Genomic DNA, 22832 nt, shown 5'->3' on the forward strand with positions numbered 1-22832 from the left:
AAATGAAAAACCCAATTATCCTTTGGATCATCAAACTCACCGCAGTGATTATCCTATTGCAAACCTTATATTTTAAATTCACCGGTGCCGAAGAAAGTGTGTTTATTTTTCAAACGTTAGGCATAGAACCTTTCGGCAGAATTGGTTCCGGTATGGTTGAATTAATTGCTTCTATTTTAATTTTAATTCCGAGAACAACTTTGCTTGGCGCACTTTTAGGGCTAGGCACCATGTTGGGCGCTATTTTTTCTCATATATTTGTGTTAGGAATAGCAGTGCAAAATGATGGTGGAACCTTATTTATTTTGGCTGTAATTACTTTAATATGCTGTTTGTTTTTGGTATATACAGAGCGAAATAAAATTCCGGAGTTACCGCGATTTAAAGTTTAAAAAAAACTATTATTTGACCAAGATCGTAATTATTTAAATAAACAAAAAAACTAAATATGCTCATTCCGGCCATCTTCAAAACCCTCAATGAATTGTCAGGCTTGGTCTCGCAACTTTCAGACTACGATTATTGTTGTCCTTGCCATGACTTAAGCAATGCCACGATTGGCGAACATACGCGTCACATTATTGAAATGTTCCAGTGTTTGGAAAACCAATATGAAACCGGCATTGTCAATTATGATAACCGAAAGCGAAATCACCTAATTCAAACCCATACGGCTATTGCCAAAGAAAGTATTGATGCGATTCTGAACCAAGTTGATAAACCCAATAAAAATATGCAATTGCAACAAATAGTTGATGGCGAAGAATTGCTCATAGAAAGCAATTACCACCGTGAGTTGTTGTACAATTTAGAACATTGCATCCACCACCAAGCCTTGATTAAAGTGGCGATTATTCAGTTGAAAACTATTGAAATTGATGAAAATTTTGGCGTAGCGCGTTCCACCATCGAATACCGAAAACAATGTGCACAGTAAGTTTTGTCAAGGCCAATGGTAAAATCATCATTACCTCGAACCGGGATGAGAAAATCCTGCGCCCTAATGCTATAGAACCCAAAAATTATTGTCTCAATAATAAAAAAGTCATTTTCCCCAAAGACAATAAAGCCGGCGGTACATGGTATGCAATCGATGAACAATCCAATGTTTTAGTTTTGCTCAATGGTGCCGAAGAAAAGCATGTAGTAAAAGACATTTATCGTAAAAGTCGGGGCTTAATTGTCCTTGATTTAATCAGTGATGAATCGCCATTGGAGGCTTGGAAATCAATCGATTTAAGAGATATCGAACCGTTTACTTTGGTGCTATTCGAAAACCAAAAGCTCTATCAATTGCGCTGGGATGAACTAGAAAAAAGTACTTTGGAATTGGATACCAATCAAAGCCACATTTGGTCATCCTCGACTTTGTATTCCAAGGAAATAAGAGAAAAAAGAGCGAATTGGTTTTCTACTTTTTTGGATACCAAACCTGAAGTCAACGAAACAGAATTGTTCAATTTTCACCGTTACACCGAAGAAGACAACAACGAACACGGCTTAGTCATCAACCGAAACGACTTTTTAAAAACACTAAGCATCACGCAAACCGTAATCGAAAAGAATAAAGTTAGCATTCATTACAATGATTTGATTGCCGAAAAAGATTTTTCTAACGTGTTTCTATCACTTTAGGAATTCGTAATTTGCAATTCGTAATTCATAATTAATTTGAAACTCTTTCTCCACAAACTCTTCCACTGGGAATATTGGCCGTTCCAAATCGTTTATATCCCGATTTATTTTTTATGGGCCTATTATGCGTTGAAGGCACGAACGATTTTCTTTTTCAATGCCTCTAATCCAACCATGCGCAACGGTGGATTTATGATGGATAGCAAGAAAGAGATTTACGATTTGATTCCGCCACAATTTTACCCAAAGACCAATTTTGTTCGGGAGCAATTGCCCTTTGATGAGGTTGAAAACATCCTTAGTAATTCCATTATCCAATTTCCTTTTATCGCCAAACCCGATATTGGTTTGCGCGGTTCGGCTGTGAAAAAAATAGAAAATCTGGAAGATTTAAAAAGCTATCACCGCAAAGCCAATTTTAATTATTTGATACAAGATTTGATTCCGTTTCCCAAGGAAGTTGGGATTTTTTATGTGCGATATCCTCATGAAAAAAACGGCAGAATTACCGGAATTGTAGCCAAAGAATTCCTGATTGTGGAAGGAGATGGTTGTTCGACTATCGAAGAGTTGTTGAAAGCCAATCCGCGTTATGAATTGCAGTTAAAAGCCTTGCAAAAAGAATACGGCAACCAACTAACAACCATTTTACCGAAAGGCGAAAAGCGCAATTTGGTTCCGTATGGCAATCACGCTCGTGGTGCTAAATTTTTAGATTACAGTCATTTAATTTCTCCCGAATTGACCAAAGTTATTGACGATATGTGTCTGCAAATCGACGGTTTTTATTTTGGGCGAATGGATTTAATGTACCACACTTGGAAAGAACTCGAACAAGGCAAAAACTTTGCCATCGTTGAGTTAAACGGTGCTGCCAGTGAACCAACGCATATTTACGACCCAAAGCATTCTCTCTTTTTTGCTTGGAAAGAATTGGCGAGACACATTACTTATATGTATGAAATCAGTGTGGAAAATCACAAACTCGGTTACGACTATTTGTCACACAAAACCGGAATGGAACAGTATAAATTACATTTGAAACAAAGCAATAAGATTGTGAATTTTTAATGCAAAACTTAAAGAACATATTCGTTGGATTTTTAGTGAGTTTCATCGGTTCGATTCCTTTGGGCTATTTGAATGTGGTGGGTTTTCAGGTTTATGAAAAATCGGGATTGTCGCCGACGGCTTTGTATTTATTAGGGGTAATCATCATTGAGTTTTTTGTGATTTATTTCACCTTAATTTTTGCCAAAAGATTAGCGGAAAACCAAAAGCTAACCAAGTATATCGAAGGATTTTCAATAGTATTCATGTTTGTGTTGGCTTATGTTTTTTACTCCAGTGCCAATTCGAAAACCGATTTTTCAACCACTTACACGTATGCGCCATTTTTATTGGGAATTGTCTTGAGTTGCCTGAATTTTATTCAAATTCCGTTTTGGACCGGTTGGAATCTATGGCTTTTGAATGGGAAGTATATTGAAATTTCAGGTTACAAAAAATATGTGTTTGTTTTAGGAACGATAGTCGGAACATTTTGCGGGATGCTGACGTTGATTTTGGCCTTGCACTATTTTGCCTCAAACGTTGAATTTTTGACCCAATATTTAATGCAGATTATTATTCCGTTGGTGTTTGTGGGATTTGGGATTTGGCAAGGATTTAAATTTGGGAAGAAATATTTCAGATGGTTTTAAAATCCCTACTTTTAGTATCTTTACGACAAGAAAGAAACAAATGAAGAACATTATCATCACCGGAACTTCTCGTGGCATTGGTTACGAATTGGCTTTACAATTTGCCAAAGCCGGACACCAAGTCTTAGCTATTTCCAGAAAAACACCTCAAGTTTTAATCGAAAACGAGAATATCACTTGTCTTTCGGTAGATTTAGGCAAAGAAGAAGAATTAATTGAAGTCGAAAAATTCCTTGCTGCAGCTTGGAAACAAGTCGATATCATTATTCACAACGCCGGAAGTTTATTAAACAGACCGTTTTCTCAAACCACTCAGGAAGATTTTGAAAGTGTATACAGAGTGAATGTTTTTGGAGTAGCGAATTTGACTCGTGTGTGTTTGCCTTATCTGAAAAAGGGAAGTCATGTGGTTTCCATCAGTTCTATGGGTGGTATTCAAGGCAGCATGAAATTCGCCGGATTGGCCGCTTATAGTTCAAGTAAAGGTGCGGTGATTACGCTATCGGAATTATTGGCAGAAGAATACAAAGAACAAGGCATTGCTTTCAATGTTTTGGCACTCGGAGCCGTGAATACCGAAATGTTGCAAGAAGCTTTTCCGGGTTATGAAGCCCCAATTTCTGCCAAAGAAATGGCCGATTATATTGCACATTTTGCCCTAACCGGAAACCAATACCACAACGGAAAAATTATTCAAGTCTCTTCATCAACACCATAAAAGTTGCCGATTTTTAGTTGTCCGTTTATGTAAAACCGACAACCGACAACCGACAACCGACAACCAAAATGAGCGAAGTCCTTTCCAAATATTTACCTGAACACGCTGTTTCCTCTTGCTTTGAGTTAATCAAAAGTAACAATGTGCATTTAAAAATCGTTAATGAACGTCAAACGCGTCATGGTGATTATCGCAGGGCAATAGGAGGAAAGCATGAGATTACGGTCAACGCCAATTTGAATAAGTACCGCTTTCTGATTACGTTAGTTCACGAAATTGCGCATTTGGTTGCGTATGAAAAATTCGGGCGTTTGATAAAACCTCATGGTAATGAGTGGAAGCACACGTTTCAAAGACTAATGGTGCCGTTTATTCGGCCGGAGATTTTTCCGCATTCGGTGTTGCCTTTGGTGGCCAATCATTTCAGAAACCCCACCGCAAGCAGTGATACCGATGCCCGATTGGCTTTTGCTCTAAAACAATTTGACGAAAGAAAACCCGATATTCACTTTGTACACGAAGTGCCCAGTGGGAGTTTATTCAGAATTAAAAACGGCAGGATTTTCCAAAAGAAAGGTTTACGCGTAAAGCGTTACGAATGTTTAGAAGTCAAAACAGGAAGGCTATATTTATTTAATGCGAATGCTGAGGTGGAAATAATTCCGGGTGGATAGTGTTAATCGAAACAAATCGTTGATTCAAAGAAAGAAAAAGCCACTCCAAAGTCACTTGTCGTTCATTACTCAATAATATAAATATCTTTGCAGCATCTAATAAACTTATATTTATTTAATTAGTTATATAAAAAAAATGAACAACAATTATTACGCAATATTAATGGCCGGTGGTGTTGGATCAAGATTTTGGCCGGTGAGTACTGCCGATTTTCCAAAGCAATTTCACGACATGTTAGGTTCGGGAGAAACGTTGATTCAAAAAACCTTTAGTCGTTTGTCAAAGTTAATTCCAACAGAAAATATTTTGATACTAACTAACGAAAGATATAACAGTTTGGTTTTGGAACAATTGCCGATGGTGAAGCAGGAACAAGTCTTATTAGAACCTGCCATGCGTAATACTGCACCTTGTATTTTATATGCTTCACTCAAAATTCAAAAAATGAATCCTGAAGCCGTTATGGTGGTTGCGCCAAGTGATCACTGGATTGAGGATGAAGATGAGTTTGTGTCCAATTTGCAAAAGTGTTTTGATTTTTGTCAAAAAGAAAATGCCCTAATGACCTTGGGAATCCAACCCACATTCCCCAATACCGGTTTTGGTTATATCGAGTTTGATCAATCAGACGCTAATCCTATAAAAAAAGTCAACCAGTTTCGGGAAAAACCTAATTATGAAACAGCTAAAGCATTCTTAGAAGCCGGAAATTTTCTTTGGAATGGCGGTATTTTTATTTGGAGTGTTGAGTCGATTTCAAGTGCTTTTGAGAAATTCCAACCACGGATGAATGCTTTGTTCCATAAGGGGTTCGACAGTTATAATACTGCTGAGGAAAAGCAATTCATAACAGACCATTATGGTCAAGCTGAAAATATTTCTATCGATTACGCGGTGATGGAGAAAGCGTCTAATGTATATGTACTTCCCGCAACATTTGATTGGAATGATTTGGGTACTTGGGGTTCTTTACACGAAAAGTTAGATAAAGATGACCGAAACAATGCCGTAGTCAATGCTACAGTAATTTTGGAAAATGCTTCCAACAATATCATTCGTTCGAATGCTAAAAAATTGGTCGTGATTGATGGTTTGGATGATTATATCATTGTGGATAATGAAAACATTCTGATGATTTATCCCAAAAGTAAGGAGCAAGACATCAAACAGATTACTGAAAGAGCTAACAAATTATAAGTAAAAATCTTATTCCTCCTTATTTTGCGCTTTTCTGATTTTTTTGAACAAATTAGAGGAATAAACAAAATCGGTAATCGCTTCATTATCGGTTTTGAAGATTTCTTTTTTGGTGCCTTCCCAAGCCAGCACACCTTCTTTTAAAAAGATGATTTTGTCGCCTATCTCCATAACCGAGTTCATATCGTGTGTGTTTACTACAGTAGTGATATTGTACTCAACTGTAATTTCATGAATTAAATTATCGATTACTATAGCCGTTTTAGGATCCAAACCCGAGTTAGGTTCGTCACAAAAAAGGTACTTCGGATTGTTCACAATGGCACGGGCAATCGCTACACGTTTCTGCATACCACCCGAAATTTCAGAAGGTTTTTTATGGTTAGCATTGATGAGATTTACACGATTGATTACAAAATTCACGCGGTCTTTTATCTCAGTAGCCGATTTGTTAGTAAACATTTTCAGCGGAAAGCCTACATTTTCTTCTACAGTCATGCTGTCAAAAAGGGCACTGCCTTGAAAAACCATTCCGATTTCGGTTCGCAAAGCTCTTTTTTCATCAGGAGTTAAATCTGAGTATATTCTGCCGTCAAAAGCAATGGTGCCTTTGTCAGGGGAATGAATGCCCAACAAACTCTTTAGTAAAACTGTTTTTCCCGAACCGCTTTGGCCTATAATTAAATTGGTTTTTCCGGTATCAAAAACGGTTGAAATTCCTTTTAATACCTTGCTGTCACCAAATGACTTTTCTACATTTTTAACTTCTATCATCAGGTCAATAGTAATTGCGTTAGTATATAATTGGCCAAAATAATGGTCACCGACGTCCACACAAACGAAACCGTACTGGCTTTCCCCACTTCTAAAGCGCCGCCTTTCATATAATACCCGTGGAAAGAAGGAATCGTTGCCAATAACATGGCAAACACGAAGGTTTTAATAAAGGCATAGGCAATATGAAACGGAATAAACTCTTGCTGAATTCCGGTGATGAATTCGTTACTGGAAGCGAATCCGCCATATACTGATGCAATCCAGCCACCAAATACACCTAAGAACATTGCTATACCAATTACGAAAGGGTAAAGGAGTAAGGCTGTAATTTTAGGGAAAATCAAATAGTTTAAAGAGTTCACACCCATAACTTCTAGAGCATCAATTTGCTCAGTTACTCGCATGGTTCCGATACTTGAAGTGATAAAAGACCCCATTTTTCCGGCCATGATGATCGAAATAAAAGTTGGCGCAAATTCCAAAATAACTGATTGTCTGGTAGCAAAACCGATGAGGTATTTCGGAATTAAAGGATTGGTTAAGTTTAAAGCCGTTTGTATCGAAACAACACCACCAACGAAAAAGGAAATAAAACAAACAATCCCAAGCGAATCAATGACCAAATCATCAATTTCTTTAAAAATCAGCTGTCGCATGGCCGACCATTTTGTGGGATTTCGGAAAACTTCTTTCAACATCAAGAAATATTTCCCTATTTGCGATAAATAGCGAATGAGCATCATAGGCTTAAAATAATGTCAAAAATAGTGATAATTAATTTGAAAATGTGTCAATTTGAAAATTTGAAAATGACTCAATACTGCATCGCTGAATTTTCAAATTCTCAAATCCTCACTCGAGGATAAAAATCCGAACAGAGCGAAGCTAAATTAATTTCTTTTTCATCTTTTTCCAACGATAGTTTCTAATAAAACGGGCTTGTTCTTCCGTAACCAATAATGGTTTTTTAGCCGATTGCGCTTTCCAAAAACCACGGATGTAATCCAAGAAAAGTAAGGGCTTGCCTTTTCGCATTGCCAGTTTGAGGGAAGCAATTGAAGTGATCAAAAAACCGTAGCCTAAAGTATAAAATGCTTCCCCTTGTTTATAGCGTGCGGTTTTATTGTAATTGGCGCCGGTTGGTTTGAGGTGTTTGACTTTCAGGGTTTCATCGGTAACCACTTTCCAGTGGTAGAATTTACAAAGCAACTCGTCTACGGTATCCCAACCCATAGCCGGTTTTAATCCGCCGATTTGTTCAAATGTTGCTTTGCGATAGGCTTTAAATGCGCCTCGAATGTGATCTTTATCGGTTAGGTTTTCTAAAATCCATTCGCCGTTTTTTTTGATATAAGCAAAGCCACCAACCATTCCGATTTTATCATCTGATTGGAAATGTTGGATAATGGTTTCAAAATAATTGGGTGGAAAAATCAAATCGGCATCGGCTTTCACCATTATGTCATAGTTGTCATCTAAAGTTTCCAATCCTTTTTGAAACGTTTGAATTACTTTGCTTCCGGGCAAATGAATTGCGTCGGAAGTTTTGTTGACCAAATGAATAAAAGGATATTTATCACAAAATGATTGGATTATGGATGCTGTGTTATCAGTTGAACCATCATTGACTACGACTACTTTTTTGGGTAGAACCGTCTGTTCCACTAACGACTGTAAAGTCAATGAAATAAATTTCTCTTCGTTGTAAGTCGGAATAATGATGTAGTAGTTCATTGTTATTTTCTGTGACTGAAAACTGTGACTGCGACTAATTTCTAACGGCGTAAACTAAATAATATCTAGGGGTAAAATATCTGAGTAAAGGTCTAAAACCCAATTTCTTCACCGGATGTGTAAATTTCACGCGGTCAACAATTTTCCATCCGGTTTTTTCCAACAGCCAATCGAGTTGCCAATCTTCAAACTCGTGGTAATGCCTGTCCCACAGGTCAGTTTTACTTCTATATGCCGGCGAAAACCATAAACGCAGCGGAATAGAGATTAATATTTTATCGGCTTTTACGTTTTCTAAAACCGTATAAGGATTGAGCAAATGTTCAAAGATTTCAAAGGCAGTAAAAACTTGGTAGTTTTCACTTTGCAATGCGCTTTGGTCATTGTCCACATCTTCACCTTTGGTATTGATAACACTATAACCATTGTCTTCCATTATTTTAGAAAACGGATTGGGCACACCCAAATCCAAAATAGTTTCAGCAGTAGAAATGTGTTTTTTTAAAAACTGAAGGGTAATGTTAAAGCGTTTACTAGGGTATGTCTTCTCGTACATGATAAGGAAATTGGATTACAAATTTACTTTTTTCTCCCAACTTCCAACTTCCAACTTCCAACTTTTTTACATCTGATAAACAATCGCATTTACATTCATTCCGGCACCAACTGAGGCAAATAAAATAACATCACCTTGTTCAAGGTTATGACCTACAAGCTGACCTTTGACCAATAGATCATATAAGGTTGGAACCGTTGCAACGCTTGAATTACCCAATTTGTGAATACTCATTGGCATAATTCCATCCGGTGCTTTTTGTCCAAATAGTTTATAGAAACGCTGTATAATAGCTTCATCCATTTTTTCGTTGGCTTGGTGAATTAAGACCTTTTTGATTTTACTAATGTCCACGCCACTGGATTCCACACATTCTTTCATCGCTTTCGGTACCTGACTCAAAGCAAACTCATAGATTTTTCTGCCGTGCATTTTGATATAGCGCACATCGGGATCATGGTTTTTGTTGAAAGAGTTTCCGAAGAATAAATAATAAGCTTCGTCATAAGTAAAAGTGGCTGATGCATGTGCTAAGATTCCACCTTCGTCATCAGTCGCTTCTATAATAGTAGCGCCGGCACCGTCGGAATAGATCATACTGTCGCGATCGTGCATGTCTACCACGCGAGATAAAGTTTCGGCACCAATGACCAGACACTTTTTAGCCATTCCGGCTTTGATAAATGCTTGTGCCTGGATTACGCCTTCTACCCAACCCGGACAGCCAAATAGCATATCATAAGCAACACATTTCGGGTTTTTGATGCGCAAATCAAATTTAACTCTGGTGGCTAAACTCGGGAGTAAATCGGTTTGGATAGCCCCTTTTTTTACGTTGCCAAAGTTGTGTGCAAAGATGATGTAATCTAAAGTTTCCGGATCAATACCGGCATCTTCAATAGCTCTTTGAGCAGCAATAGTGGCAATGTCGGAAGTTTGTAAATCATCCGTTACATAACGGCGTTCTTCAATTCCGGTGATATCGTAAAATTTTTCGGTGATGACTTCATTTGGAAGTGGAAATGGTGTTCCGTCATCATTTAGAAAAACGTGTTTGGTGAAATCTTGATTGGTAACTGTTTCGGTTGGGATATAGCTTCCTGAACCGGTTATTTTTATGTTCATTGCTTTACTATTTCATTACGAAATTATTAATAAATTTATTCAACCGTTGTTGTTTTTATAATTTTTTAAAATAATTACGAAAAGTTTACTAAAAGATAGTTAAAATTATAGATACGATAATTAATTGCCTTTTTGCTGAGCGATTTTAATTTGCATAATTGTTCCGATACTTAATGCCTGGGTTTTGATACGTTCCGCCTTTTCTCCTTTAAAAAGTGTATCGACGGTGGTGTTAAAGTGGTTTAACCAAATTTTAAACAGCTCAGGTGACAGGTATTCTTTCGCATTGACATCCAAGTGAATTTGCGTTAGATTGTTGGTGTAACCTCCGGTTCCCAATATCGCTTGTGACCAAAAAGTAACTAAGATAGGCAAATGCTCTTCGAGTTTTATTTTGACCACCTCGGTGAAAATGTAACTGATAGCATCATCTGACAAAAGCTTTTTGTAGAATTCATTAACGAGTAGGTAAAGGTCGTCTTGGTTTTGGATATCAGTCATTTTTTTCTAGCTTTAAATTGTTATTATGGTAGAAAGGGCTGTTTCCAATTGTGTGGAATTTTCAAAATGGATGGCATAAAAACCAAGTTCTTTTGCTGCTTTTACATTGTTTATATTGTCGTCTATAAAAATGCTTTCTTCCGCTTTTATCGAATATCTGTCCAGTAACAATTGATAAATTCTTTTGTCGGGTTTTATCAGTTTTTCTGTTCCGGAAACTACAATTCCTTCAAACTCCTGAAAGAAAGAAAACCTTTCATAGGCAATGTGAATGGTTTCCGAAGACCAGTTTGTCAAACCATAAAGGGTGTATTTTTCTTTCAGTTTGTGCAGTATGGCAACAGTTCCCGGAATTTCGCCTTTTAACATAACTTCCCATTGATCATAAAAGAGCGATATGGATGCGCTATGTTCTGGGAACTTCTTTTGCAATTCATTAGTCGCTTCTGAAAGAGAACGTCCTCTATCTTGCTCTATATTCCATTCCTCAGTACATATGTTTTTGAGGAATAATTCCATTTCATTGGTATCCTGAAAATGATTTTTATATAAATGTCTAGGATTCCAGTCCACTAAAACGCCTCCAAAGTCGAAAACTATGTTTTTGATTTTCATATGATTTTGAGTTATCGTGACTGTGATATTGTTATAAATAAAAATGAGAGTCTATTTTTCTAATAGAAAAATTAAAATCCCAAATTCAGTAATTGGAATTTGGGATTTTAGTATTGGAATTTTATAGTTTACATATAAGCCTCAATCGGCGCACATGAACAAACTAAATTTCGGTCACCATAAGCATCATCCACACGACGAACGCTTGGCCAGAATTTGTTTTCGTGAATGTACTCCAAAGGATAAGCCGCTTGCTCACGAGTATAAGGGTAAACCCAAGTATCCGCTGTTAGCATCGCCAAAGTATGAGGTGCATTTTTCAATACGTTATTAGTATCATCAGCCGAAGCAGCGTCAATTTCTTTACGAATGGCAATCATTGCATCACAAAAACGATCTAACTCAGCTAAATCTTCGGATTCTGTTGGTTCAATCATTAAAGTTCCGGCTACCGGGAAAGAAACTGTTGGTGCGTGGAAACCATAATCCATCAAACGTTTGGCGATATCCGTTACTTCGATGCCGTTTTGTTTGAACGAACGACAATCTAAAATCATTTCGTGTGCCGCGCGTCCCATTTCTCCCGAATATAAAACCGGATAATGTGCTTCTAAACGGGCTTTCATATAATTGGCATTCAAAATCGCGTGTTCTGTAGAGCTTTTCAAACCTTCAGCACCTAACATGGTGATGTAACCATAAGAAATCAAACACACCAAAGCCGAACCATAAGGTGCAGCAGAAATAGCAGTAATTGCTTGGTCGCCACCAACTTTGATGATTGGATTGGTAGGCAAGAAAGGCACTAGTTTTTCGTTGACACAAATTGGCCCAACACCAGGTCCGCCACCACCGTGAGGAATCGCGAACGTTTTGTGTAAGTTCAAGTGACAAACATCAGCACCAATTGTGGCCGGATTGGTCAAGCCAACCTGCGCATTCATATTGGCACCATCCATATAAACCAAACCACCATTATCGTGGATGATTTGGGTGATTTCACAAATAGCACTTTCAAAAACACCGTGTGTTGATGGATAAGTTACCATCAAGGCTGAAAGATTATCTTTATGCTCAATGGCTCTTGCTCTCAAATCTTCTACATCGATGTTACCGTTTTCCATGGTTTTGGTTACGATAATTTGCATGCCTGCCATCGCCGCCGAAGCCGGATTGGTTCCGTGAGCCGATGATGGAATCAAACACACATTTCTGTGGTGGTCACCGCGAGATTGGTGGTAAGCACGGATTGCCATCAAACCGGCATATTCGCCTTGCGCACCTGAGTTGGGTTGCAAAGTTGTTCCGGCAAAACCGGTAACTACGTTCAATTGTTGCTCTAATTTTTTAAGCATCGTGATATAACCTTCAGCTTGTTCGATAGGAGCGAATGGGTGAATGCTGTTCCAATTCGCCATAGATAATGGCAACATTTCAGCTGCGGCATTTAGTTTCATCGTACAAGAACCTAACGAAATCATCGAGTGGTTTAACGATAAATCTTTGCGCTCTAATTTTTTGATATAACGCATCAACTGAGATTCAGAATGATGGTTGTTGAATACTTCGTGTTGCAAGAACGTAGAAGTTCTTTCCAAGGAAGTCGGGAAATTATTATTTGAATTTAATTCGGTAACCTTGAAAGCTTCCTTACCGGTTGCTGCTGCAAAAATGGCGATGATTTGGTTCAAGTCGTTTAAAGAAGTAGTTTCGTTTAACGAAATTGAAATTGTCTCGGCATCTACATAAAAGAAGTTGACTTCCTGTTTTTCAGCAATCGCTTTTACTTTAGTTGCATCTGCTTTTACCGAAATCGTATCGAAGAAAGCGGTATTGGTTTGGTAAACGCCTAATTGATTCAAAGCATCCGCCAAAGTCACTGCCGAAGCGTGTACTTTATTGGCAATGTATTTCAAGCCTTTTGGTCCGTGGTATACCGCATACATTCCGGCCATAACGGCTAGTAACACTTGTGCTGTACAAATATTTGAAGTCGCTTTTTCCCTTTTGATGTGTTGCTCGCGCGTTCCTAAAGCCATACGTAAGGCACGTTTTCCGTTGGCATCTATCGAAACTCCGATGATTCTTCCCGGCATAGAGCGTTTGAACTCTTCTTTAGTGGCAAAGTAAGCTGCGTGTGGTCCGCCATAACCCATTGGAATACCAAATCGCTGAGTCGTTCCTACTACAACAGATGCACCCATTTCTCCGGGAGAAGTTAAGGTAGCTAAAGATAAAATATCAGCTGCAACCGCTACTTTAATTTCGTTTTCATTGGCTTTTGCAATAAAGCCACTATAGTCATTTACCTGACCGTATTTTCCCGGATATTGTAAAATGGCTCCGAAGAAGTCGGTTGAAAAATCAAAAGTTTCGTGGTTGCCCACTACTAATTCTACACCGATAGGCGTAGAACGCGTTTGTAAAACCGATAAGGTTTGCGGTAAGATTTCTTCTGAAACGAAAAATTTACGGGTATTGTTTTTCTTTTGGTCACGAGTACGTACGTCATATAACAAAGCCATGGCTTCTGCTGCTGCGGTTCCTTCATCTAATAATGAAGCATTGGCAATTTCCATTCCGGTTAACTCGATAACCATCGTTTGGAAGTTCAAAATCGCTTCTAAACGACCTTGAGCAATTTCTGCTTGGTAAGGTGTGTAGGCCGTGTACCAACCCGGATTTTCAAAAATATTTCTTTGGATAACCGCCGGAACAATCGTTGGATGATAGCCTAATCCTATATAAGATTTGAATACTTTATTCTTTTTGCCCAATTCCTGTATGTGGGTTAAGTACTCATATTCGGTCATGGGTGCGTCCAGATTCAAGTCGCTTTTCAAACGAATATCATCCGGTATGGTTTCATAAATTAATTGGTCAAAAGATTCGACTCCGATGGTTTTGAACATGTGTTTTAGGTCGCTCTCACGTGGACCTATGTGGCGTAATGCAAATGCGTCTGTTCTCATTAAATTGTATAGTCTAAAGGTGTTTGTTTGTGTTGTTTTTATTGCCAACAAAAGTAATTATTAATGTTTTAATTTTGTGCTAAACAAAGTCTAATATTTTGACAATTTTTCAACCGAAAAGGCTTCTTATTAACACTTTGCTTACTTTTAGTCTATGCTATTTTTAAAACGACTTTTCGACTTTTATCTCAACAGCAGTATACACGTGGCTTTGTCGGTTTATGCTTTGGTGCGAATGACGGGTTTTTTGTTTCAAATTTCGGCAATTGAAACGAGTGCCTATTTTGCTTTTTTCGGAACGATTGTAGGGTATAATTTTGTGAAGTATGATGCTTTAGCAAGAACTCAAAAATTACAAATGAGAAGGCAGTTAAAAGCCATAGCGATTGTAAGTTTTTTATCGTTTTTGGCTTGCGGATTTTACTTTTTCCAATTGGCTCAAAAAACCAAAATCATTGCGGTGGTTTTTTTGATACTGACATTACTTTATACTTTGCCTTTCTTTCCCAATAAAAAAAACGCTCGAAATTGGGCCGGCATAAAAATTTACATTGTGGCTTTGTGTTGGGTTGGCGTGACTTTATTTTTACCGATTATTAATGCTGATATTCCATTGACTATTTATGTTTTTTTGGTCGCTTTGCAGCGTTTTATTTTGATTTTCGTTTTGATATTGATTTTTGAAATCATCGATTTGAAACTAGATGATCCGCATTTGAAAACAGTACCGCAGCAGATAGGAGTTAAGCGAACGAAATGGGTAGGAAGTTTATTGTTGGTTGGGTTTCTTAGTTTAGAGTTTTTGTATGCCCATTTTAATTCCCAAACTTTGATTCTGAAATCAGGAGTTGCTTTAACTGTGTTTCTGTTTTTGTTATTTGCCAATCAAAAAGAATCAAAGTATTATTCTTCTTTTTGGGCAGAAAGCATTCCGATTTTGTGGTGGGTTTTGCTTCTTTTATTTCAATAAAAAAACCGAAGCCTACACTCCGGTTTAATGATTTCCACTGTTGGTTTTTGTTTAGGCAATCGCATTTTGTTGGTTTTGATTTTCTCTGGCTTTTCTTTTTCCTCTAAAAAAGAAGTATAAATTCAAGAACAACATCAAGCCAAGATAAATCGTAAATCCACCAATTTTGTAGCTCAGTTTTTCGATTAGCAACTGATAACTGTCATTGTAAAGATTCATTTCCAAAATCATTAAGGCAAAGCCAAGATTGAGCAAATAAAACCCGGTTTCAAAGAGTTTGTTCGTAGCATTCGCAATTTCTTCGCGACCTTTAAAAATGTCTAACATGTATATTTTACTGTTTTTGAAAAGTGTTCTAGAAACATAATATGTAAGGAACAATGCTATTGGTAAATAGATAGCGTAACCGATTAAAATTTTTGTGGTTTCCATGATGATAAGTATTTAAATTAATTTTTGAATGTATTTGGTAAGAACGAAAATGTTGCCGTAATGCATAAAGGCAATTGTGCCAATTATTATAGCCGATTTGAAGGCAATGACTTCTATAAGTTGGTTAAATGTGATAATCTTTTCCCAAGAAATTAAAGTCATAGCACAGTAGCCAATGTTCAGTAGATAATAACCCAACAGCAACACCTGATTGATTTTATGACACAAATCCATGTGGTCGGGAATAAGTTGGGCGACATAAATATTACCGTTTTGGTAACAAATTCGACCTACTTTGACAATGATGAAAATGGTTATTAATAGATAGATGGCGTAACCAAGGATGTTGAGGTTCATGACTTTGCTTTTTTATAAATTACAAAAGTTAAATAGAAGGCTAACAAAGGAGGAATACCAATCAAAATGAAGGTTAAGATGTCATTATATCCAATTTGGGCATTAATGAACCAAAGCGTGAAAAAAGTTACTACTGCACCAATATAAAATTGAAGTTTTCTATCGTTAGGTTCATCATTCAACAGGTATAAACCTAGAATAACCTGTATGAATCCTGTTAAAATTGTTGACAAAAGTGAATATATAAATGCTACTTCCTTAATGATGGGATATGAAATTAAGATGAGGAATGGAAGTACAACCGCAAAAGCATTGAAATATTGAATGTTTTTCATGATTATTTACTGTTTTAAACTTTCAGAAAAAAATGAAAGTTTTGATTAAAAAAAAGGATTTTTATTTCGGTTCTATCTATTTCATAAACTTTAGTAAAATCTGCGCCAACCAATTGTCTTTGTACTCGGTCATTTTGTCTAAAACATTGTCGGCTTTCAATACAAAATCATACAATTTGGTGGTTTGCTCTACAAAATGTCTTTCTTCAGCAGTGCCGTCAGCTTCGATGGAAGACACTTCTTTTAACACTTTCAAAGCCGGTTTGATTTCGCGTTTGCTGCGTTCTTTGGAGATTTTTACGGCCAATTCATCTAAGTCCTTTTCGGCAGTAAAATATTCTCTACGCTCTCCGGTTTTGTACTCTTTATAAACTATGCCCCAATCCATCAACGCTCTTAAATTCATGCTGGCATTGCCACGGGAAATTTGCAATTCCTCCATAATGTCTTCCATCGAAACCGCTTCATTCGACACCATTAACAAGGCATGAATTTGCGCCATGGTTTTGTTGATTCCCCATTGTGAACCTAACGCGCCCCAGGTTTGAACGAACTTATTTTTGGCTTCTCTGAATTCCATAAGTCAAAGGTAAATAAAAGTTTTTAAACTTTCAATAAAAAATGAAAGATATTTTAATATTTTGGGCGTTCCCTTTCAGGTCGGGCTTTCCGTTCTATCTTTTTTGTATTTCATTTGAAAATGAAATGCAAAAAAGGATGCCACTTCAATCCTTAACGCGGGTATAGTGCACAAAAAAACCGAAGCCTTAACTCCGGTTATAAATTATCTAAGTAGTCTAACCATCTAAATCAATCCTGCTCTTTTCAACAAAGCTTCCGGCTTTGGTTCTTGTCCGAATAGTTTTTGTTTCAATTTTTCCAGCTTTAACATCAAAATTAAAGGTTTATCAAATTAAATTAAGGTTCGTCGGAAAATAAGATTAAAAAATACTTGTGAAATTTAATTTTGGGCAAAAGTTTAAAAAATATAATTATGAAAAAATTTAATTTATTAATTCTATTATTATTTACAAGTATTTCATTTGGACAAAATAAACTTACTATTTCAGGATATGTTGAAGACAGTAAAACAGGAGAAAAATTATTTGGTGTAAATGTTTATACCAATTCTAAATCAGGAAATGTAACCAATGAATATGGTTATTTTTCTTTTTCGCTAGAGGAGGGTAAACATATTATTTATGTAAGTTATCTGGGTTATAAAACTATAGAGAAGGAGATTGAAATAAAGTCTAATTTAAAAATAGATTTAAAATTAGAAGATGACTCTTTTAATCTTAATGAAGTTGTAATATCCACAACAAAAATTGAGAACAAAGTGAAGAGTACTGAAATGAGTGTAAATACTTTAAAAGCCTCTACAATCAAGAAACTACCTGCTATATTAGGAGAACCTGATGTGATTAAATCAATACAATTACTTCCCGGAGTTTCAAGCGTCAATGAAGCATCTTCAGGTTTCAATGTTAGGGGAGGAAATGCAGATCAAAATCTAATTTTATTAGATGATGCAACAATCTATAATGCATCACACTTGTTTGGATTTTTTTCAGTGTTTAATTCAGACGCCATTAAAGATGTAAAGTTATATAAAGGAGGAATTCCATCTACTTATGGAGGTAGATTATCATCTGTGTTAGATGTACGTCAAAAAGAGGGAAATAAGAAAGAATTTAATGGTGAAGCAGGAATTGGTTTAATTTTGAGTAGGGTATTAGTTGAAGGTCCTATAAAAAAAGACTCCGTTGGGGAAGGAAAAGGCTCATATATGTTTGCCGGAAGAAGATCTTATGTAGACGCATTTACATTTTTAGATGATGAGTTTAATGATAATGTACTCTTTTTTTATGATTTGAATTTAAAAGCCAATTATGATTTAAATGAAAAGAATAAAATTTTTCTTTCTGGATACTTTGGTCGAGACAGGTTTGAACTTCCTAAATTTATTGGAACATCTTGGGGTAATGCAATCGGAACAATTAGATGGACAAATGCAATAAGTGAAAAATTATTTTTTCAAACTTCAGCTATTTTTTCTAATTATGATTATGAGTTAGATAATTTAAGATCAGGTTCTGAGTTTAGGTGGAAATCAAATATTACAAACTTTAATTTTAAACCTAAATTAACTTGGTATGCTAGTTCAAAAGCCACTGTGAGAACCGGTGTTGATATTACACATTATAAATTTAATCCTGGAAGAATTTCTGCAATCAATGGATCAAGTATTAGTGCGGAGAAATTTCAAAATAATTTTGCTTTAGAAAACGGAATGTATATTGATACGGAGTTTGATTTGTCTGAAAAACTAAACATTCAAGCAGGTTTAAGATTTTCAAATTTTATGAGATTGGGTAATGAAAGTATAAGGATTTATGAAACGGGAAAACCTCTAAGCTTTGATCCTGTTTATGGAGTTTATGAAGAGAATGAAGTTGTAAGTGAAAAAAAATATGGTTCTGGAGAGGTTATAAAACAATTTAATAATTTGGAACCGCGTTTTTCAATGCGATATTTATTAAATGATAGAAATTCTTTTAAAACGAGTTTTAATAGAATGTATCAGTATATACATCTAGTAACTAATACAACATCACCTACACCATTAGATGTTTGGACACCAAGTGGGCCATACATAAAGCCGCAGTATGCAGATCAAATCGCTTTAGGTTATTTTTCGAATGTAAAAGAAAGTAGCTATGATTTTTCGGTAGAAGCTTATTATAAAAAATTAACTAATGTTACTGATTTCAAAGATGGTGCTGATTTACTTTTTAGAGAAGATGTCGAGACTCAAGTTGTTCAAGGAGTAGGGAGAGCCTATGGTTTAGAGTTTTTACTTAATAAAAATACGGGTAAATTAACCGGTTGGTTAAGTTATACGTTATCAAAAAGCGAGAATAGGATAAACGGAATAAATAACAATGAATACTATGACAATAATGTAGATCAATTACACCGATTAAATCTTGTAGGACTCTATAAAACGAATTCAAGATGGGAATTTGGTGGGGTATTTACTTTTAGTACTGGAAGACCAGTAACATATCCAACAGGACGATATGAACAAAATGGGTTAGTTGTGGCTGACTATAGTGAAAGAAACGGGAATAGACTTCCTGTATATCACCGTTTAGATATTTCTGCAACTTTAAATCCTAAAAAAGATAGTAATAAAACCGGTAAATGGATTTTTAGTATAGCTAATCTATATAACAGACAAAATGCTGCCTCCATATTTTTCAGGGAAATTAGTGAAGTAAACGATGTAGAAATTGCAACTGGAAATACTGAAGCAACCAAATTGTCATTTTTTGGGATTGTTCCAAGTGTAACCTATGAATTTAAATTTTAAAATGACTTCAACATTATATAACTAAAAAAATAAAAACATGAGCACCATAAATAAAATAAAAAAAGTATTACATATTGTAATTTTTTCTATTGTTTTCATTTCTTGTGAAGAAGATGTTACAAATGATATTACTCTTAACTCAATTGAACGTCTTGTTATTGAGGGTGGAATTGAACGTAAAGCAGACAATACAACTCAAGTAATTAAATTAACTAAATCAATACCTTTTTTAGATAATTCAGACAATCCTTTTGTTTCAGACGCAATTGTAACTGTATCGGATGGAAATACTACTTGGAATTTTGTTTATACACAAAACGGCAATTATACAAACAACAACTTATTACCAGAAATCGGTAAAACTTATACCATTACAATTGTTTGGAATAATGAGACCTATGTGGGTTCAGATACTTTAAACGAGGTACCTCCATTTGACAATTTTTATTATGAATTTGAAGAAGAAACCTTTATTACAGATGCTGGATATTTTCTTAAATTTGATTCTACTGATCCGGTAGGGATTGAAAATTATTATTATTATAGAGTTTTCAAAAACGATATTTTTACCATTGTTCCTGATCCCGGTAATTCAGAAACATTAATTGTAACCGATAGGTTTTTTGATGGTCAACAAAGAATTGGAATTAATCCAAATGAAGAAGTTTCTTTTGAAATTGGTGATGTGGCAAAAGCACAACAATTAGGAATATCAAAAAAATACTATCAATTTCTATTTGAGTTATTTACACAAACGGGCAATCAGGGTATTTCTTTTGTTGGAAATCCACCACCTGCTTCTATAAGAAGTAATATTATAAACACATCAAATCCTACTAATAGAATTTTAGGTTATTTTTATGCCGTAGATATAGAAGAGGATAGTATTTTGATTGAGTAATTTTAATTTAGGAATGAAGAATAGATTGATCTTGTATAGTATAATTTGCTTTATATTTAGTTTTTTGAATTTTTTAGAAGACTATAATGAAAGTTCTTTTTTTGAAGCTATACAAGATCAGATTTATTTATTTCCGCTAAGTTTTATTTTTATCTTAATAATTTATTTGATCAGAAAGAGAACAATTGAAAGTTATTATTACAAAAGAGTTGAATTATTCAACAAAAGAACATTCCTTTTTTTTGTCAGTATTGCTACAATTATATTTTTTAGTTTTCTACTAAGACTAATTTCCTTGGTCTTATTTAATGATGATGAAGATTTAATTTTTTTTGATACGCTTTTTTTTGCCATTTTAATTATTGTAAGTAGTGTAGTTTTATTTATTTATTTATTTGAGATTTATTTAGAAAACGAATTTGAAAAAAAGGAATTAAAAATAAGGCTAAAAGAAAATGAGATTGAAAATCTTAATGATAAATATATGTCACTTAAGAATCAACTAAACCCTCATTTTCTTTTTAATTGTTTTAGTAATATTACTAGTTTAATTGATACTGAACCTGAAAAAGCAATAAAATTTGTAGAGGAATTATCCAATGTTTTTCGATACAGTCTCACTAATTCTGATGAAATTTTAGTTACTTTATCAGAAGAACTCAAACTACTAAATTCTTATTTTGAACTTCAATTGATTCGACATCAGGGGTTAATAAAACTTGAGAGTTCTGTTGATGTTTCTAAATTAGATTATTTAATACCTCCTCTAACGCTTGAAATATTAATCGAGAATGCTTTAAAACATACCGTTTTTGATAAACATAATCCTTTGAAAATTTGCATCTATTCTAGAGAAGAGCAATTGATAATTGAGAATAATTTTAATCCTAAAATAAATGCTGTAAAAACGGAATCTTTTGGAATTGGTATGAAAAGTATAAAAAAACAATACGTTTTACTAAATTGTGGAGAACCTTCTTTTAAAATTGAAAATAATATTTTTAGAGTTGAAATCCCCTTAATTAAGTCGAGTTATGATTAAAGTTATTATTATTGAAGATGAAATATTGATAGCAGAGCGATTAAAGAAAATGATTGAATCGATTGAACCCGAAATGAATGTTGTTGAAATGATTGATTCAGTTAAGGAGGCCATTTCTTGTTTAAGCGAAAGTATACCTGATTTAATTTTTTTAGATATTAATCTTTCTGATGATTATTGTTTTAAAATATTTGAGGAAGTCAATGTTACTTGTCCTGTTATTTTTGTCACTGCCTATTCAGAATATGCGATTAAAGCATTTGAAATAAATAGTATTGATTATCTTTTAAAACCAATTTCAATTCAAAGTTTAAAAAAGAGTATCGATAAGTATAAAAGTCTTACAACATATCCTAATTATAATAAAATGATTTTTGATATTGAATCAAGGTATAGAAATCGTTTTTTAGTGAAGATAAATAATCAATTAAAGTCAATATCTATTGATAATATTGCGTATTTTTTTTCAGAAGATAAATTGACCTTTGCCTGTTTGATTGATGGCAAAAAATTACCATTAGATTTAAGTTTAAAAAAGATAGAGGAAGAAATTAATCCGAAAGAATTTTTTAGAGTAAACAAAAAGTTTTTGATATCTATAAATTCAATCCAAGAAATGTACTATGTTTCAAAATTAAAATTAAAATTAATTTTAAAACCCAATTTTGGTAATGAAAACATTTTTGTAGCAGTTGAAAAAACAGTTGAATTTAAGTTATGGCTTTCCAAATAAGAAACTATGGCAAAAAAGGCTAAACTCTCTAAAAACCGAAGCCTTAACTCCGGTTTCAAATATCTAAGCAGTCTAACAATCTAAGTAGTCTAAATCAATCCCGCGCGTTTCAACAAAGCTTCCGGCTTTGGTTCTTGGCCGCGGAAACGTTTGTAGAGTTCCATTGGTAACTCTGTGCCACCTTTAGAAAGCACGTTGTCTTTAAATTTAGTTGCAACTTCTTTGTTGAAAATACCTTTCTCTTGAAAATAAGCAAAAGCATCAGCATCCAAGACTTCCGCCCATTTATAACTGTAATAGCCCGAAGAATAACCGCCTTGAAAAATATGCGAAAACGAAACGCTCATGCAATTCTCAGCCACATCCGGATACAAAGTAGTGTTGTCCATGGCGGCTTTTTCAAAAGCTTTGACATTGTCAATCTTTTGTGGTTTCGCGTGATAAGCCATATCTAAAAGCCCAAAACTCAATTGGCGTA

General features: G+C 35.1%; 26 protein-coding genes. 13 read left to right on the top strand and 13 right to left on the bottom strand.

Going from position 1 to position 22832, the window contains the following annotated elements; genetic code table 11:
• The 8 genes from ACIQ32_RS05990 to ACIQ32_RS06025 all read left to right on the top strand — a co-directional run.
• Window positions 1-392: DoxX family protein (locus ACIQ32_RS05990; protein WP_396194785.1), on the top strand; the 392-nt coding region annotated here is incomplete at its 5' end.
• 56 nt (window positions 393-448) lie between these two features.
• Window positions 449-937, top strand: coding sequence for a DinB family protein (locus tag ACIQ32_RS05995; RefSeq protein WP_396194786.1), 489 nt, complete (start codon window positions 449-451; stop codon window positions 935-937).
• On the top strand, window positions 925-1635 hold the full coding sequence (locus ACIQ32_RS06000; RefSeq protein WP_396194787.1) for an NRDE family protein: 711 nt from the start codon (window positions 925-927) through the stop codon (window positions 1633-1635). Before ACIQ32_RS05995 ends, ACIQ32_RS06000 begins: the two co-directional genes overlap by 13 nt.
• A 36-nt stretch (window positions 1636-1671) precedes the next feature.
• Window positions 1672-2706, top strand: a complete 1035-nt coding sequence (locus ACIQ32_RS06005) for a D-alanine--D-alanine ligase (RefSeq protein ID WP_396194788.1) — start codon at window positions 1672-1674, stop codon at window positions 2704-2706.
• The gene (locus ACIQ32_RS06010; RefSeq protein WP_396194789.1) at window positions 2706-3338 is read left to right on the top strand and encodes a hypothetical protein; all 633 of its coding nucleotides are present in this window, start codon (window positions 2706-2708) and stop codon (window positions 3336-3338) included. The genes ACIQ32_RS06005 and ACIQ32_RS06010 overlap by 1 nt, the downstream gene beginning before the upstream one ends.
• Before the next feature lie 40 nt (window positions 3339-3378).
• On the top strand, window positions 3379-4056 hold the full coding sequence (locus tag ACIQ32_RS06015; RefSeq protein ID WP_396194790.1) for an SDR family NAD(P)-dependent oxidoreductase: 678 nt from the start codon (window positions 3379-3381) through the stop codon (window positions 4054-4056).
• A gap of 68 nt (window positions 4057-4124) precedes the next feature.
• Window positions 4125-4730, top strand: coding sequence for a SprT-like domain-containing protein (locus ACIQ32_RS06020; protein WP_396194791.1), 606 nt, complete (start codon window positions 4125-4127; stop codon window positions 4728-4730).
• 136 nt (window positions 4731-4866) lie between these two features.
• Window positions 4867-5928, top strand: a complete 1062-nt coding sequence (locus tag ACIQ32_RS06025) for a mannose-1-phosphate guanylyltransferase (protein ID WP_396194792.1) — start codon at window positions 4867-4869, stop codon at window positions 5926-5928.
• 9 nt (window positions 5929-5937) lie between these two features.
• On the opposite strand, the gene ACIQ32_RS06030 is transcribed toward ACIQ32_RS06025, so the two are convergent.
• The 8 genes from ACIQ32_RS06030 to gcvP all read right to left on the bottom strand — a co-directional run bounded on the left by ACIQ32_RS06030 (window position 5938) and on the right by gcvP (window position 14208).
• Window positions 5938-6702, bottom strand: a complete 765-nt coding sequence (locus ACIQ32_RS06030; RefSeq protein WP_396194793.1) for an ABC transporter ATP-binding protein — start codon at window positions 6700-6702, stop codon at window positions 5938-5940.
• Complete coding sequence (locus ACIQ32_RS06035) at window positions 6702-7448, bottom strand: MlaE family ABC transporter permease (RefSeq protein WP_396194794.1); 747 nt, start codon at window positions 7446-7448, stop codon at window positions 6702-6704. The genes ACIQ32_RS06030 and ACIQ32_RS06035 overlap by 1 nt, the downstream gene beginning before the upstream one ends.
• A 142-nt stretch (window positions 7449-7590) precedes the next feature.
• Entirely contained in the window at window positions 7591-8439 is an 849-nt protein-coding gene (locus ACIQ32_RS06040; protein ID WP_396194795.1) for a glycosyltransferase family 2 protein, read from the bottom strand.
• A 34-nt stretch (window positions 8440-8473) separates the two neighbouring features.
• The gene (locus tag ACIQ32_RS06045; RefSeq protein WP_396194796.1) at window positions 8474-8995 is read right to left on the bottom strand and encodes a methyltransferase; all 522 of its coding nucleotides are present in this window, start codon (window positions 8993-8995) and stop codon (window positions 8474-8476) included.
• Between the two features lie 66 nt (window positions 8996-9061).
• Window positions 9062-10120: a 3-oxoacyl-ACP synthase III family protein gene (locus ACIQ32_RS06050; protein WP_396194797.1), complete on the bottom strand. Its 1059-nt coding sequence runs from the start codon at window positions 10118-10120 to the stop codon at window positions 9062-9064.
• Window positions 10121-10240: 120 nt separating this feature from the next.
• Window positions 10241-10621: a group III truncated hemoglobin gene (locus ACIQ32_RS06055; RefSeq protein ID WP_396194798.1), complete on the bottom strand. Its 381-nt coding sequence runs from the start codon at window positions 10619-10621 to the stop codon at window positions 10241-10243.
• A 12-nt stretch (window positions 10622-10633) separates the two neighbouring features.
• Window positions 10634-11236 (bottom strand): HAD family hydrolase, encoded by a 603-nt coding sequence (locus ACIQ32_RS06060; protein WP_396194799.1) that lies wholly within the window; start codon window positions 11234-11236, stop codon window positions 10634-10636.
• A 128-nt stretch (window positions 11237-11364) separates the two neighbouring features.
• Window positions 11365-14208, bottom strand: a complete 2844-nt coding sequence (gene gcvP, locus ACIQ32_RS06065; protein ID WP_396194800.1) for an aminomethyl-transferring glycine dehydrogenase — start codon at window positions 14206-14208, stop codon at window positions 11365-11367.
• A gap of 154 nt (window positions 14209-14362) precedes the next feature.
• Between gcvP and ACIQ32_RS06070 the strand changes: the two genes are divergently transcribed.
• A complete protein-coding gene (locus ACIQ32_RS06070) occupies window positions 14363-15178 on the top strand; it encodes a hypothetical protein (RefSeq protein WP_396194801.1) in 816 nt (271 codons plus the stop codon).
• Window positions 15179-15229: 51 nt separating this feature from the next.
• Here the strand turns inward: ACIQ32_RS06070 and ACIQ32_RS06075 are convergent, their stop codons facing one another.
• From ACIQ32_RS06075 to ACIQ32_RS06090, 4 genes are all read right to left on the bottom strand, one after another.
• Window positions 15230-15610, bottom strand: a complete 381-nt coding sequence (locus ACIQ32_RS06075) for a hypothetical protein (protein ID WP_396194802.1) — start codon at window positions 15608-15610, stop codon at window positions 15230-15232.
• 12 nt (window positions 15611-15622) lie between these two features.
• Window positions 15623-15967: a hypothetical protein gene (locus tag ACIQ32_RS06080; protein ID WP_396194803.1), complete on the bottom strand. Its 345-nt coding sequence runs from the start codon at window positions 15965-15967 to the stop codon at window positions 15623-15625.
• A complete protein-coding gene (locus ACIQ32_RS06085) occupies window positions 15964-16302 on the bottom strand; it encodes a hypothetical protein (RefSeq protein ID WP_396194804.1) in 339 nt (112 codons plus the stop codon). Before ACIQ32_RS06085 ends, ACIQ32_RS06080 begins: the two co-directional genes overlap by 4 nt.
• Window positions 16303-16378: 76 nt before the next feature.
• The gene (locus ACIQ32_RS06090) at window positions 16379-16882 is read right to left on the bottom strand and encodes a GbsR/MarR family transcriptional regulator (protein WP_171222619.1); all 504 of its coding nucleotides are present in this window, start codon (window positions 16880-16882) and stop codon (window positions 16379-16381) included.
• A 414-nt stretch (window positions 16883-17296) separates the two neighbouring features.
• Between ACIQ32_RS06090 and ACIQ32_RS06095 the strand changes: the two genes are divergently transcribed.
• The 4 genes from ACIQ32_RS06095 to ACIQ32_RS06110 all read left to right on the top strand — a co-directional run bounded on the left by ACIQ32_RS06095 (window position 17297) and on the right by ACIQ32_RS06110 (window position 22354).
• Complete coding sequence (locus tag ACIQ32_RS06095) at window positions 17297-19678, top strand: carboxypeptidase-like regulatory domain-containing protein (RefSeq protein ID WP_396194805.1); 2382 nt, start codon at window positions 17297-17299, stop codon at window positions 19676-19678.
• Between the two features lie 37 nt (window positions 19679-19715).
• Entirely contained in the window at window positions 19716-20579 is an 864-nt protein-coding gene (locus tag ACIQ32_RS06100) for a DUF4249 domain-containing protein (protein WP_396194806.1), read from the top strand.
• Window positions 20580-20643: 64 nt separating this feature from the next.
• Entirely contained in the window at window positions 20644-21621 is a 978-nt protein-coding gene (locus ACIQ32_RS06105) for a histidine kinase (protein WP_342696963.1), read from the top strand.
• Window positions 21614-22354 carry a LytR/AlgR family response regulator transcription factor gene (locus ACIQ32_RS06110; protein WP_396194807.1) on the top strand — a complete coding sequence of 247 codons (741 nt, stop codon included), beginning with the start codon at window positions 21614-21616 and terminating at the stop codon, window positions 22352-22354. The genes ACIQ32_RS06105 and ACIQ32_RS06110 overlap by 8 nt, the downstream gene beginning before the upstream one ends.
• A gap of 89 nt (window positions 22355-22443) precedes the next feature.
• Here the strand turns inward: ACIQ32_RS06110 and ACIQ32_RS06115 are convergent.
• The coding region (locus ACIQ32_RS06115; RefSeq protein WP_396194808.1) for a M3 family metallopeptidase at window positions 22444-22832 on the bottom strand (389 nt) is incomplete at its 5' end.

The organism is Flavobacterium sp. (assembly GCF_044373165.1).
Taxonomy (GTDB): domain Bacteria; phylum Bacteroidota; class Bacteroidia; order Flavobacteriales; family Flavobacteriaceae; genus Flavobacterium.